This window comes from Spiroplasma endosymbiont of Polydrusus pterygomalis (genome assembly GCF_964030635.1).
Classification (GTDB): Bacteria; Bacillota_I; Bacilli_A; order Mycoplasmatales; family Mycoplasmataceae; genus Spiroplasma.
Map to the genome: position 1 here is coordinate 1,262,228 of NZ_OZ034909.1, position 13,732 is coordinate 1,275,959.

Sequence of the window (13,732 nt, forward strand, 5' to 3'; positions counted from 1 at the left end):
CAGTATAATTAGGTTTGAAAAAAATTAGAAAGAAAACTATCCTATGAATATTATAACTAGAATCCAAGAGTTTTTAAACGAAAATAATAACTCTTTTATTGATTTAATTAATGAAATTAGCCCCAATACAGCACTATTATCCTATTTAAACAATGAAATTAGTTATGAAGCTTGAATACTATTTAAAAATATTTTTGAATATATTGATAACTATATTTTTAATAAGGACTGACGCAAAGCACGTTATATTCCAAAAGTATTTTATCAACGAACTTTGGTTTTTCGTAATGGTGAAGTTACTTTTAAACGACGAAAATATATCTTAAAACCATAATTTCAAGTGGCAAAAAAACCAAAAACGGTATTTTTACTTTATATTCAATTAGGGATTGAAAGTTATCAGCGACTTGATTATGATTTTTCGTTAGAAATAATCAGCAAATTAGGCATAAATTTTAGTTATCAAGATATTTGTAATATGTATCGGAATGCTAACATAACAAAAAAAACAATTTTTAACCTTATTAAACGGTTTGATATTAAACATTTGTTAGAACTAATGCTAGATGAACCAGATACAAAACTAAAACATGATGGGGTTATTTATATTGAAACCGATGAAGCATATCGCAATGCCATTAGTTATCAAATCAAAAAACGATTAAAAATTAAGAAAAGAATCCGTTTAACCGTCTTTCATACTGGTTATAAAGATCCTAAAACAATACGAAAAACAATGCATAATGTCAAATTTCTAGTAACAATGACTAATGAAGTTAAAAAAATTAACTCTAAAAAATACTGACAAGGAATTAAAGAATTTATTAACTTAAATTATGAATCACCCGAGACAGCTAAAATTATTGTGCTTGGTGATGGTGCACAATATATTTCAACGGTTGAAAAACACATCAATGTTGAATTTATCATTGATCGTTTCCATGTTATTAAAAAAATTAAAGATTGTCTCCGTGGTCCACGATATTATAAACGTTATTTATTTAATAAAATTAGAAAAGCAATTTTAAAATTAAACTGAAACAAGGTTACAAAATACCTTGAATGAGCTTATCAGCTTGTTAAAACCGAAGAAGCGAAAGGAAAGTTACAAGAAATATCTAATTATTTAAGAACATACTATGGAGCAATTCAAAAATGAGAATATCAATAAAATATTGGTTGTCGCATTGAAAGTTATATTGCTCGAATTATTAAAGTAATGTTTCGTTCAAAACCAAAAATATTTAATGAAAAAACGATTTACAAAGTAATGTTATTAAAAGCTAATGGGATTAATCCCTTTCAAGAACTAACAGAAATTAAAAATCTTCAAGTAAAAAATGAACAAATTACTTGAAGATGAATATTTAAAAAGATGAATAATCCAGAAGTTAAACAATATAACTTACCAATATTCACCGCTTCTACATTATCAATACTAAAAATCTTTTAAAGAAAATAGTTTCTAATTATTATTAGAACTTAATGCTGAAAACTTTTCCCCAACATTTTACACGCTACCTTTGTAGAAAATTCTTGATAAAGTCAAAAAAATAATCAATATGACAATTTGAAAACAAATTTGATGGAAGATTATTATTGTTCTTTAACTTTTTTAGATGTTAAAATATAATACCGTTGCTTGTTGGTTTGGTGTTAAACCTTTGTGTTGGTATTTTCATTTTCAGAGATTTAAATAATTTTGAATGTTAGTAAAACCTAAACCATGATAATGAACCAAGGCTTCTTTAAGACTTGCTTGTAATTTAATAATTTTATTTAATTTTCGATAACTGGCATCAGGATTTGTCCTAGTTTTAGTGGCATATAAAGTAGAACTTATTGTAACCTATCCACTATTAACCAGAAAAGATATTATCTTATCGCGAAGAAAAATTCGCCAAATTATGATTAAAAATCAGTTAGTATCTAAATACAACAAATTAAAATATCGTAATCATAAGTCAATGGTTAATAACGACGAAATTAGCAACGTTTTAAACCGTGAATTTAATAATAAACAACCAAATGAAGTTGTTGTTAGTTATTTAACATATGTTCAAATTGGTGCTAAATGAAATTATATTTGTTTATTAATTGACTTGTTTAATCGTGAAATAATTGGCTATAGTGCCGGGACAAACAAAACAGCCCAACTAGGACAAGAAGCCTTTTATTCAATTACAAGACCATTAAATCAAATTACGTTATTTCATACTGACCGGGATAATGAATTTAAAAATAAAATCATTGATAATATCTTAAATACTTTTAACATCAAACGATCATTAAGCAATAAAGGCTGTCCATACGATAATGCTGTGGCTTAAACAACTTACAAAAGTTTTAAAACGGAATTTATCAAGGGGCAAAAATTTATAAATTTAACCCAATTAAAATACAAATTATTTGACTTTGTGCATTGATATAACAATATTCGAATTCATGGTCGTTTAAATTATTTAACACCTGTTGAATTTAGAAAACAACAGTCCATATAAAAAGTGTCCTAAAAATGGTTGCCAATCCAACTTCAATAAGTAAAATGATGACGAAAAGCATCAAAACTAGCCCGACATTTTTTGCATAAATATTTTTGTTTTCCTTCGGGATTATGACCATTTTTAACACAATGATAAGATTTGCAATTAGGGCATTTAATACCTTTATCTCTAAATTTTTGATCAATTTCATTTAAGCGTTTTTGTTTTTTGATTAATTCTGCTTCTTTTTTAACTTTTTCATAAAATTCTAAAAATTGATCATTTGTTAAACTATTCATTAATTCTGCAAGTATTTTTTCCATCAATTATTTACCTCTCTTTATATTAAAAATATACCTAATTTCAGGTATATTTTTATAAATATCAATAGTTTTCGACAAAATTAAAGAATAAATGATATTCAAACCGAAAAGAAAAAGATATAATAGACTTCTTGCGATACCGGTTTTTCTTATTAAGAATATTTCTATAAAATATAATTAAAATGTATCATGTACGATGAACCGGCAAAAAACAACTCTTGTTAAATAAAAAGGGTTGTTTTTTTATTTGTAAACCCATAATTATTAATTAATTCAGAGAAAGGGCAGCATCTTAAATTCTTAAAATAGAAACTTTTTATCGCAACTTTAAGTTAACGAAAAAGTTGTATTACACATTTATTAAATATCTTAGAAATTTTTACAAAGTGTACCTTTTTTTCTCCAATTTTAAGGTGTTGTCCTTTCTCTGTTTTAGTTAATTAATTTGGCTAATAAATAAAAAAACTTAATATTAAAGGAAGGAGTAAGTAATGGAAATTAATACGCAACAAACAATCTGTGATGTTGATAATTGCTATAAAGCAATATCATTAATTACCGAAGAATTTTTATCAAATAAAGTTTTATGAACTTGTGAAAAACATAAAGATTTATTAAATCGTACAAAAGATAAAAAACAAAAGCGGTTTTATAAAAAATTAGAAAATTCAAAAATTATCTTTGATTGAGAAACTGGTTCTTTTAAACTTTGATTTTATAAAACAACTTAATGCAGTGTGGGACGGTTATTTTAAATAACTAAGTGCTTCCATAAGAACATGAGTTTAAGCTCATTCCCACAGCCAGCCGAGGCAAGTACTGAAATAGTGTATGAGGAAAAATGTAAATCGGCGCTGGTTATATTTAAACTAAGCGATAGTCGTGATAAGTGCAAGGTCAACATCAAACGACAATAAACATAGAGATGGCCACTTTATAAATAAATTTGCGATAGATATTGTCCCATCGAGGATGGCAGCGGTTCTACAAACCACAAAGCCAGCACCAGGCTCTTCAAGGTGCAAGTGAATTTATTTTAAAAACTGAACGTTTTGACTTGAAATGGTGCGGATGAAGAGAGAGAATTCTCTGGCTTTACCTCATAAAAACAACTGTCTATTATCTAATAATAAACAAATATTAAATATATTATCGCCACCGCTCACCCCCAGTGAAGCGGATGGCGTAGTAAATAAATAGATAAATACTTATATAACTAATTCTCGCTTTGGCACTTTCACTTGGGAGTGAGTGCCAGCGAATTAAAAATAGGAGGAAATATAATGACAGAATATAAAAGTAAATATATTAATAAAACTTGAAATGAAATAACAACATCATTTGATTGAGTGAATTGTCAACCTGTTAATTGTCGTATTTCTCATAATAAAAATCATTATGATTTACAGTGTTTAGAATGAGCAAAAATGTACTTAAATTTATTTGAAGATAAATGAGATGTTATTGCTTCTTATATGCAACATTACAAAATTAACGATATTTTAGATTTAGCATCAGATGGTTGAAAAATATTACAAATTGAGAAAAAAATCAATCAAATAATTTAGGAGGTTTATATGAAAAAGTTAAATAAAATTTGTCTTAAACAAAGATATTGAGATTATTGTTTTCATAAAGAATGCAATAAAGAAAATAAATTGAATGAATTAATGCTTAAAAGTTATCCAGTTTCATTTGAAGATATGACTGATGAACATTGAGCATTAAACAATAAAAATAATTAGGAGGAATAAGAAAATGTCATATTGTATTAGTGATTACTTAAATGAAAAATGAATTAATAATAACGCATTAAAAATTAGTAATAAAGATATTATTTATGCACAAATTGATAGTGACTATGATAAGAGTTGAGAATTAAATTTATATCTTAAATTTGGTAATGAAGAGCGACATGTAGGTAATATTTCATTGCCAAAAGATTTTGATTTAAATTTAAAATGATATGAAATTGATGAGGTTAAAGGTTTAATAGATGATTATTTAGAAGATGAAGAAGCAGACTACGAAGTGATAAATTATGAATAATATGTGAAAAGATGAAAGTGGTTATGTTTATAGCGAAGAAGATTTATTTAATATCGCATTAGAAGAATGTTGTTCAGAAGAGAGTGCTTACGAATATATTGATAATTTAATAAGTGAAATGGATTTGGAGGAAATTTAATTATGGCAGATTTAAAGTTGAATAATCAAATTAAAAATATTACCTATCCATTTTATTTAAAAGGTAATGATTTTAAAGAATTAAGTTTAAAAGCATTACCAATTAAAAATTGAATTGATAATCACGGTAAAGAATTAGCAGAGTTTATCTATCGTCATCTTAATCATTATGGATTAAATGGTTATCAAGATATACATTTAAAAGATATACCCAGTGCTATTAGTAAAATTGATTTTGTTTTTAGAGAACCATTAGAATTAATAAAAGATTTTAAAGATGAAGTAAATCGAATTAGAGTTAATATTATTAATTTAGAAAAAGTACTTCAAAATAATAAAATTGAAATTAAAAATAGCCTAATACAAGTTCAATACTTAAAACAACAACAGTTTATTCAAATGTATTATGTAAATTCAAGCAGCAAATTCTGTCTCTTGTTAGTATGATAATAACATCATTTAAAATAAATGCAACTATTTTTTTAAAAAAATTAAAATATTTGTAAATTTAGTCTATTTTAAGCATATTTAAGCACACTGAAAAATAATTTATTAAATTTTTAAAATAAACTTATCTAAAATTATTTAAAAATACTTCTTTAGATGTTCTTCAATTCAAACAAGGCCTTAATTTTTCATTCATAACATTAACTACTCAATCTATTTCTTGTTGAGTAACATTATTAAAATCCGTTCCCTTAATATACCGTTTTCTAAATTCACGGTTCATTCTTTCAATTAATGGTTTTTGTTTTGGTGAACCCGGATCACAAAAATAAATATTAGAACCAGTAATATTTTCTATTTCTTCAAACTTACTAAATTCTTTTCCTCTATCAGTTATTATTCCTTTAATTTTTCCAACCAAACCATTAATTTTAACTAATTCTTCAAGTTTTTCTAAAACCTCATTAGCAGTATGTTCTCCTAATTTAATTGCAAAATAATTTTTACTATTTTGTTCAACTAATACCAAACAACTAGATTGATGGTCTTTTCCAACTACGGTATCCATTTCAAAAAAAACCAACATTAGATTTTTTATTTTCAATATCTCATATTGATTTGAATTTATCATCTAATTTTCCGCGATTATCAGGTCTTTTCTTTGTTATATTTCTTCTGCCACCATTTAATAAATTTTTCTTTAACAAACCCAAAAGACCTAAATAAATTCATTTATAAAAAGTTTTAAGACAGGAAGGAAATTTGACACCAAACTTTATTAAAAATCGATGAATAATTTCCGCTGGCGAATCACCAAAAATATTAAATCGTAAATTTAAAAATTCTTGCTGCTCTTCTGTAAATGTAGGTAGTTTTTTAATAGACCTTTTTCGCTTTTGTTTATAATCTTTTTGTGCTTCAACTGGCATATAATCTTCTACCTTTTTAAATCGCTTTATTTCTCTTTTAACAGTATTAATTCCACGATTCATTTGCCGTGCTATTTCTGATAAATTAATTGAATCATTTTTCTTTTTACAAATATCAGAAAATAATAAATCTTTAAATAAATTTCGTTCATCAAATTTTACATGTGTATATTTTTGCATTTTTCTGTCTCCAATTCTTTTTAAAATATTTATAACATTAAATTAAAAATTATTGACAATTATTTTTATAAGTATATAATCTAAGTGATAAACAGTAAGTAAATTCTGTCTCTTAAAGCTGTTTATAAAAAATAAAGTAATTAAGTTTACTGCAATGTTTCTTTTAACTGAGATATATAAATAAAAATTTTTCTAGATTATTATTAATATATAAAGTTAGGAGAAACATTGCGGTAATTAAGTTTACTTTTTTTTATTTTGATGTAAAATATAAATGATAAAAAAAGAACCGCGATGGTTCTTTGTTATATTTTCAGATATAGTTTACTCTTTTATTTAATCATATTCATTAAATAATAGCAATTTTAGTATGCAAAAAGGAGTAAAAATGAAAGAATTTAATCCAAAAACAGCAAGTTTACGAACATTTTATCGTAAAATAGAGCAGTTTTGACGTGATAAATCACCTAATATCCCCTATACTTTAAATGATTTAACCAATAAATTAAATCTTTCTCGCCATTGAAGACAAGAAATTTATCGGAGCGAAAAGATAGTTCCTTTACTTGAAAAACAAGTTGATAAAATAGAAAGTGAACTTATTAAACAAATGGTTAAAACGCCAGAAGGTACTAGGTTATATTGACAGCGTGCATTTAATCATAAGTATTCACTACAAGAAAAAGAATTTGAAAAAGAATTAAACTTAAATAATCAACAACCAATAATTGTTAATTTACAAACGGATATTAGAGATATTAAAAAAGAAAGTGATAATAATGCTTAATCATTTTACTTATTTGTTATAAACGCCTTATTGGTTATTACAAAATAGTATTATTGGTAATAAATATCCATTTGCTAAGAAATATGAATTAGTTAATGAAATTAATCAAATTGGAACACGATATAGTGGTAAGACTATATCAAATATTAAAATGTTTGGTGAATTATTAAAAATTAGTTTATTAATTAAAGAACCAATTTGTATAATTGCTAGTATGTATTGGAGTAAAGATTTAAAAGATAGTGTCTTTCAAAATATATGAAATATGTTAGATGAAAATAATATACCTTATAGTATTAATTTATCAAATTTTACTTTTACTTTATCAAATGATAGCAAAATATATTGTAAAGGTTTACATTCACCAAGTCGAAAAGAAAAATTAAAAGCCTTTGCTGATTTGAATAAGTATAAATTAGTAATTGATTGAAGAGAAGAATGTGACCAATTTCAACAAAAAGATTTAAGTGATTTAGAGTTTGCTATTCGTGGTTATCAAAATAAAATAACAATTAATACGTGTAATCCTGAAAGTTTAAAAAGATATATTGTTGGTTATTGTAATGAATTATTATCTTTTAATGAAGAAATAATGCGTAGTAAATATGAACAAATTAAATATATTGAAAAATGAAATATGAAAATTATTATTCATTATTCTAGTTGAAGACTTAATTATAAATTACCACAAGATAAAGTTAATGAACAATTAAGATTAGAACAATTAGATATTGAAAGAGCAAGAGTATGGAGTTGAGGATTGCCCGGTAATACTAGTGGTTCAATTTTTGCAAGATATATTGATATTATGCAAGCAACAGATATTATTCAACCAACGAAATTATTAGGTGGTGTTGATATTGCTAACGCGACCAGTCCTAAGGGACATACTACTGCCGCTAGTTTTTGACTATATAATTCATTTGATAAAAAAGCTTATAAATCTTCTGAGTATACGCATTCAAATGCTACACAGCAATTTAAAACAGAATTAGAACAAGTAAAAGATATTTTAGAGTTTTATAATAATCAATTAAATCAATACTTTAATTTAATACAGCAGGGTATTAGTATAAATGTTGATGATAGTGCATATTCAACATTACAAAGTTTAAATAGAGAAAAATATAATTATACTTTTGGGCAATATATGACATTTAAACCAGCACAAAAACAGAAATTTAAAATAAGACATCGGATTGAAGCATCTACAATGTTAATAAATACAAACCAATTAAAATGATTATGAGAAAAATGTCCTGTCAGTAAAACCCAATATGAATTAATTCAATGAGAAGATAAACCAGATGCCAGAGAAGAACGAATGTTAGACTTATATGATGATACATTTGATAGTGATTTTTATGCTTTACATTTTGAATTAATACCAATGGTTAAACATAATAATTCAGCAGATTATAAATTATGACAACAAAGGGAGTGAATAACTTAATGAAAAAAGATATTTATGTAATCCATGATGAACGTGTAATAAATGCAAAAATACCTTATATGTCTGTTTGTGGACAAGTTAAAAAAAGACTTTGTCAAGAATTAAAAAAAGATAATATCGCAATATGTAAATTAAATTTATATAACGAATATATTAAAAAATATCAAAAAGTTAAAGTATGTGTTCAAGTTTTAGCAAATGAGCCAAATTTATTAACAGTAAATATTATTAATTATGCACTTATCTTAAAATTAAAGGAGCAAAATAACCATGAATAATACTTTCCCTAGTTTACCAAACTTAAGTGATATTAATAGTGTTTTAAAATTTTATAATTATGATTGAACAATTAATTTAGCAAATATTATTGCTCGTCATCAAATGCGATTAATAAATGGTAAAGATATTTTATTTAAGTCTCATCGTAAAGACATTTTAGAAAAATTAAATTGATGATATGAAAATTATAAAATAAAAGAAAAGTTAGATAAAAACGAATTAACAGCAAGTTTAATGGGTAAAACTATTTTTGGTTTATTAGAAACTAGTGATGGTAATATTGATTTATGAATTAATCCTTTTAACTTTACATCACGTGTAAGTAAAATAAATGAAATTGAACAAGGGGCCGACATTTGATTAAATTATCATCAATCAGACAGTGGTTTTATTTTAAATTTAATTTGTACCAAAGATAAAATAGTTATTAAAGGTTGACCAAAAAATAATGAGGTAGTTGTTGGACAAAGTAAAACACAAATTAAAGATGATGTTAGACCTATTTTAGTTCAAGAATTTAAAAATAAATTAGGTATAGTACCTTTTTGAGAAATGATTAATGAACCTAATCCGTTGTTCTTATCAACTTCAACTACATTAAATCCATGACCTACAATGGCAAATTGTTATAAATTACAATTTGATTTAGAAGATAGTTTTAATATTAAATCAAAAGAACGATGAGCTAATCGTACGCACTGATATGGGGTATTAGATGATGGTTTAATGAATGCTTACAATATGGGAAATAAAAAAGCATTACAAGATGTATTTGATGATATTTTCATTCAATCAGGTCAAACGGCAGCAGATGGGACATCATCACAATCTTTACAAGTAGTACAAGGTGCACCAACATTAGAAACATATACCGAAGATCAAAAATCAATTATTGAGCAAGTATATTTAGCATGTCATTTTTCTAGTCCATTTGGTGATAAATCAGATAATGACCAGAATAAAACACAGTCATTATTAACTAAAACAAAAGACTTAGAAAAACAAGCATATTTACAAGCATATCGTAAGCAATATTATACTAAGATGTTTGATACTGTTTTAAAATATTATGGTTTATGAGATGGTATTGGTGAACGACCTTATGGTTTTGATTTTATTAGTGCTAGTTTAGTTGACCAAATGCGACAAAATGAATTAATTACTGCTAGATTAGATAATGGCACAATGGAACCAATAAGAGCTATAACTGAATATGACAATATTGATGAATTAGAAGCAACAAAATATTTTGAGAAAGTAGAAGCATGACAAAATAAAATGCAAGCCAAAGAAATTGAACATAATAATAAATTACTAGAATATGATGAAACTGGTAATAATCAAAATACCTTGCAAGGTAGAACAGAAATAAAGGAGAATTAAAAAATGAGTAGAATTAACCCAGGAGTTATCGAAGAACTAAGAAGACAAGCCCACGATACTTTAATAGATATAAGAGAAAATATAAAAGATAATAGACATTGAATGGTATTTCCTTTTAATGTTTATAGTTCATATATTCCTGATACTGAAACAGGTTGAAAACCCAATAACGCAAAGCCTAGTGATTATGGTAGTTATTCAAGAATATTTGATAATATGGAAAGTACGATTGCTCAATGACAAGATAGTTTAAAAATAGTTCAAAAACATAAAGGTGAAGAAATTAATATCTTAACAATTGATGATTTTAGTAAACAATCAATTAATTCAACTATATGAGCCAATAACGAAACACCTTTCGCGATAAAATTAAAAGATGAAAATAATAATGTTTATTGAAAATTAATTGATGGGGAAAATATTTATGATATTAATAGAATGTTAGCATACTTAAAGCAATATAAATTAAGTTATTTTATTAATAATGATAATAAAGCTGATAATTTTTATACAAAAGAAGTTAAAGTTGGTAAACATTGAGATGCTTATATGATTGATGATAGAAGTTCGATTCAATTTGGTGAAGCTAAATTTGAACAAGTATTTACTCAGCAATCAACTGAAAGACAATATACTTTATTAATTTTAGATGAAGATGCAAGTAAATTAAATATTAATGATTATTATAATTTTTATACTGTATTTAATGACCATGGTTTAAATATTGGTGGGGGTAATATAAATATTGCTCCCCAAGATAGACAATGATTATATCCATCAAATGTTATTAATTATTATTCACCATGAGATGGTAGTTTTTTATGACAAGAAATTACCTTTTCAAGTATTAATGACAAAATTAGTAATAGTGGTTTATCAGTACGACAATTTATTCAAACATCAGCACCTGGGGAAGGTTATTGTTTTCCTAAAATAACTTATAATGAGAAAACAAATACATCAACTATTGAATTAGATGATATGTTATTAAAAGACCCCGGTGTTAGAGCAATGGCAGTTAAATTTTATGGTAATCCGATATTTTTTGATATGCCCGTTATTGGCCGGCCAATTATTAAAGGTCAATTTAATCCAAAAGTAATGAATTCACGAGATTTATTAATGTATAACATGTATCCGTGTCCGCCTGACAAAGTTAATACTTATGCATCACCTGAGGTAAGTTGATATAACATTCAAGGCATTCAACCAACTATGATAAATGGTTATGAAGATTGAAAAAAAGATATGGAAAGTAGATATGATTTTTGAAAGAAAAAAAATAGTGAGGGTATTGTTATAACTGACCAAGAAAGTTCGACAGCTACTAATCCTACTGTTGGAAAAACAATTAAAGAAGAAAATAATGACTCTAAATTTTATTGGTCTAAAAAATGAATGATTATTCCACCAGATAAAGTAAAAGTAAATAGTGGTGACGTTAATAATATTATTAGTACCCAATCATCATCATATTTTAGAAGAAAAGATGAATTTGACAATACTGTAGGACAAGTTCAATTTGAATATAATAAAATGGGTGCATGTAATGTTTGAGATATTTTAAATATGAATAATTTTATTAATCGCCAAGTTACTGTCTTACCTTTAAACTATACACAAAAATTAGTGTTTAATCCTTTTACGATACCGGGTGGTGTTGGTAAATTCCTAAACTTTATTTCATTTGGTATTCCATGAGGCTGAGTTATTAATCAAGATGAAAAAACTTGACCTAATTTTCAATGACTTAATGGCTTTATGAGTGCTAATGTTTATAGTTTTTATAAACATGCTTTTTGAAGTGGTAATGCAAAAGGTAATGGTTATTTACCATTTGAAATATTTAGAGAACAAGGTAATGATAAAGTTGGTGCTATTTTTGGAGCAAATGCCACTAGTTTCGGGTTTACTACTTTATTAACTGATAAATTAGTAGGTACTGTTTTAACTAAGGATGGTAAACCAACAAATAATATAGTTTATTCAACATATAATCTAAAACAATTAAATCAAAAAACTAACCGAATTTATTTAATTAATGAACTTACAACAGCAGTAGATGCTCAAACACCAGTTAGTGACGGTGAAGAAGATAATGATTGTGAATTCTTACAAACACCAGATGGGACAAATTGTAGTTATATAATTGATATGTTTTCAATCCAAGCTTTATATAAAGGTAATTTTGAAATTATATTTTATGCTGATAACCCATATACAAATAATGAAGAAGATTATTTACGCTTATCAGTATGAAGTTTTCGTGGAAAAACAAAAAGTGTATTAAATAATTATTTACGAGATATGACAACTAATTATAAAACTAGCTTCTTATTACCGCATGATTATGAAATACCAACTTTTAATTACCCCGAATATGTATTACCACCAGTGCCATATAATTATAAAACTTATACCAAAGATATCTGAGATGCTAATACAATCAAACCATTAAAAACTAAAATTACAGCACCTATTCAATGTACTAATAGCGGTTATGTAAATGATAATAATTTAATTAATTTATTTAATAATGAATTTAATTCTGCTTATTATGAAATAGAAATTGATTTAAAACAAATTGACCCAACAATTCAAAGTATTAGTAAATTTCAAGATGCTTATAAAACCATAGAAATAAGTAATCTATCTAATTTAGAAGTTAATTGTTTCAAACCTGATATAGAAAAATTTATTTATGATAGAGATGTTAATTTATCTGCTGGAAACAATAGTTGTAATATTGATTTTGGTTCATTATCTAAAATAACTTTAAAAAAAGAAGGCTTATCACAAACTGATAATATTAATTTTGATAATATAATAACTTTATATACAGATAATATAGAAATAAATAATATTAAAACATCTTCTACTGCATATACTAATGGATTATCTGAAAAAGGTTATAAAAATACTTATAATAGCAATATAAATGATAGAAATTGTGGTATTAATTTTTTGCTTCAAATAACAAATCTTCCCAACGAAGATTATAATGATTTAATTAGTAATAAAATTAAAGAAACATATTTACAGGCATATTATAATAATGATTTAAAATTAAAAATTAGATTTTCAAAAGTATTATTTATTAATTTATCATGTGTTGGTATTGAAAAATTCCCACATCAAGAATATTTTAAATATTGAGGTAATGATAAAAACATTATATTAGATGTTGAAAATCCAAATATTTTAGGTATTAGAAATAAAAGTGATAATCCAATTAAAATCACAATTAAACCAAGATAAAAAAACAAAAAAGAGATCTAAAT

General features: G+C 25.3%; 18 protein-coding genes and 1 pseudogene. 16 read left to right on the top strand and 3 right to left on the bottom strand.

Annotated features, from left to right (window positions below; translation table 4 throughout):
• Positions 1 to 43 precede the first annotated feature (43 nt).
• From ACQH23_RS08125 to ACQH23_RS08135, 3 genes are read left to right on the top strand one after another with little or no spacing between them, the layout of a single operon-like run.
• Positions 44 to 334 (top strand): hypothetical protein, encoded by a 291-nt coding sequence (locus ACQH23_RS08125; protein ID WP_425377938.1) that lies wholly within the window; start codon positions 44 to 46, stop codon positions 332 to 334.
• A 6-nt stretch (positions 335 to 340) separates the two neighbouring features.
• Positions 341 to 1,171 carry a UPF0236 family transposase-like protein gene (locus ACQH23_RS08130; protein WP_425377939.1) on the top strand — a complete coding sequence of 277 codons (831 nt, stop codon included), beginning with the start codon at positions 341 to 343 and terminating at the stop codon, positions 1,169 to 1,171.
• A 48-nt stretch (positions 1,172 to 1,219) separates the two neighbouring features.
• The gene (locus ACQH23_RS08135; protein WP_425377940.1) at positions 1,220 to 1,453 is read left to right on the top strand and encodes a hypothetical protein; all 234 of its coding nucleotides are present in this window, start codon (positions 1,220 to 1,222) and stop codon (positions 1,451 to 1,453) included.
• Between the two features lie 162 nt (positions 1,454 to 1,615).
• Here the strand turns inward: ACQH23_RS08135 and ACQH23_RS08140 are convergent, their stop codons facing one another.
• The gene (locus ACQH23_RS08140) at positions 1,616 to 1,741 is read right to left on the bottom strand and encodes a hypothetical protein (protein ID WP_425377838.1); all 126 of its coding nucleotides are present in this window, start codon (positions 1,739 to 1,741) and stop codon (positions 1,616 to 1,618) included.
• 79 nt (positions 1,742 to 1,820) lie between these two features.
• On the opposite strand from ACQH23_RS08140, the gene ACQH23_RS08145 reads away from it, so the two are divergent.
• Together ACQH23_RS08145 and ACQH23_RS08150 are read left to right on the top strand one after the other, a co-directional pair.
• A complete protein-coding gene (locus tag ACQH23_RS08145) occupies positions 1,821 to 2,330 on the top strand; it encodes a DDE-type integrase/transposase/recombinase (protein WP_425377941.1) in 510 nt (169 codons plus the stop codon).
• 63 nt (positions 2,331 to 2,393) lie between these two features.
• On the top strand, positions 2,394 to 2,501 hold the full coding sequence (locus ACQH23_RS08150) for an IS3 family transposase (RefSeq protein ID WP_425379282.1): 108 nt from the start codon (positions 2,394 to 2,396) through the stop codon (positions 2,499 to 2,501).
• A gap of 8 nt (positions 2,502 to 2,509) precedes the next feature.
• Here ACQH23_RS08150 and ACQH23_RS08155 read toward each other — a convergent pair whose 3' ends face one another.
• Positions 2,510 to 2,806, bottom strand: coding sequence for an IS1/IS1595 family N-terminal zinc-binding domain-containing protein (locus tag ACQH23_RS08155; RefSeq protein ID WP_425377942.1), 297 nt, complete (start codon positions 2,804 to 2,806; stop codon positions 2,510 to 2,512).
• Positions 2,807 to 3,297: 491 nt separating this feature from the next.
• Here ACQH23_RS08155 and ACQH23_RS08160 point away from each other — a divergent pair, with 491 nt between their 5' ends.
• The 6 genes from ACQH23_RS08160 (at position 3,298) to ACQH23_RS08185 (ending at position 5,443) form a co-directional block, all read left to right on the top strand.
• A complete protein-coding gene (locus tag ACQH23_RS08160) occupies positions 3,298 to 3,537 on the top strand; it encodes a hypothetical protein (RefSeq protein ID WP_425377943.1) in 240 nt (79 codons plus the stop codon).
• 516 nt (positions 3,538 to 4,053) lie between these two features.
• Positions 4,054 to 4,374 carry a hypothetical protein gene (locus tag ACQH23_RS08165; protein ID WP_425377944.1) on the top strand — a complete coding sequence of 107 codons (321 nt, stop codon included), beginning with the start codon at positions 4,054 to 4,056 and terminating at the stop codon, positions 4,372 to 4,374.
• A gap of 9 nt (positions 4,375 to 4,383) precedes the next feature.
• Positions 4,384 to 4,551: a hypothetical protein gene (locus tag ACQH23_RS08170; RefSeq protein WP_425377945.1), complete on the top strand. Its 168-nt coding sequence runs from the start codon at positions 4,384 to 4,386 to the stop codon at positions 4,549 to 4,551.
• A 13-nt stretch (positions 4,552 to 4,564) separates the two neighbouring features.
• On the top strand, positions 4,565 to 4,855 hold the full coding sequence (locus ACQH23_RS08175) for a hypothetical protein (RefSeq protein WP_425377946.1): 291 nt from the start codon (positions 4,565 to 4,567) through the stop codon (positions 4,853 to 4,855).
• Complete coding sequence (locus tag ACQH23_RS08180; protein WP_425377947.1) at positions 4,848 to 4,994, top strand: hypothetical protein; 147 nt, start codon at positions 4,848 to 4,850, stop codon at positions 4,992 to 4,994. Before ACQH23_RS08175 ends, ACQH23_RS08180 begins: the two co-directional genes overlap by 8 nt.
• A gap of 2 nt (positions 4,995 to 4,996) precedes the next feature.
• On the top strand, positions 4,997 to 5,443 hold the full coding sequence (locus ACQH23_RS08185) for a hypothetical protein (RefSeq protein ID WP_425377948.1): 447 nt from the start codon (positions 4,997 to 4,999) through the stop codon (positions 5,441 to 5,443).
• 121 nt (positions 5,444 to 5,564) lie between these two features.
• On the opposite strand, the pseudogene ACQH23_RS08190 reads toward ACQH23_RS08185, so the two are convergent.
• A pseudogene (locus tag ACQH23_RS08190) lies at positions 5,565 to 6,549 on the bottom strand (IS30 family transposase).
• Positions 6,550 to 6,937: 388 nt separating this feature from the next.
• Between ACQH23_RS08190 and ACQH23_RS08195 the strand changes: the two are divergent.
• The 5 genes from ACQH23_RS08195 (at position 6,938) to ACQH23_RS08215 (ending at position 13,709) form a co-directional block, all read left to right on the top strand.
• Positions 6,938 to 7,336 (top strand): hypothetical protein, encoded by a 399-nt coding sequence (locus tag ACQH23_RS08195; RefSeq protein WP_425377949.1) that lies wholly within the window; start codon positions 6,938 to 6,940, stop codon positions 7,334 to 7,336.
• 151 nt (positions 7,337 to 7,487) lie between these two features.
• Positions 7,488 to 8,789, top strand: a complete 1,302-nt coding sequence (locus tag ACQH23_RS08200; protein WP_425377950.1) for a PBSX family phage terminase large subunit — start codon at positions 7,488 to 7,490, stop codon at positions 8,787 to 8,789.
• Entirely contained in the window at positions 8,789 to 9,067 is a 279-nt protein-coding gene (locus ACQH23_RS08205) for a hypothetical protein (protein WP_425377951.1), read from the top strand. Before ACQH23_RS08200 ends, ACQH23_RS08205 begins: the two co-directional genes overlap by 1 nt.
• A complete protein-coding gene (locus ACQH23_RS08210) occupies positions 9,060 to 10,451 on the top strand; it encodes a hypothetical protein (RefSeq protein ID WP_425377952.1) in 1,392 nt (463 codons plus the stop codon). The genes ACQH23_RS08205 and ACQH23_RS08210 overlap by 8 nt, the downstream gene beginning before the upstream one ends.
• A gap of 3 nt (positions 10,452 to 10,454) precedes the next feature.
• Positions 10,455 to 13,709 (top strand): hypothetical protein, encoded by a 3,255-nt coding sequence (locus tag ACQH23_RS08215; RefSeq protein ID WP_425377953.1) that lies wholly within the window; start codon positions 10,455 to 10,457, stop codon positions 13,707 to 13,709.
• Positions 13,710 to 13,732: the final 23 nt, after the last annotated feature.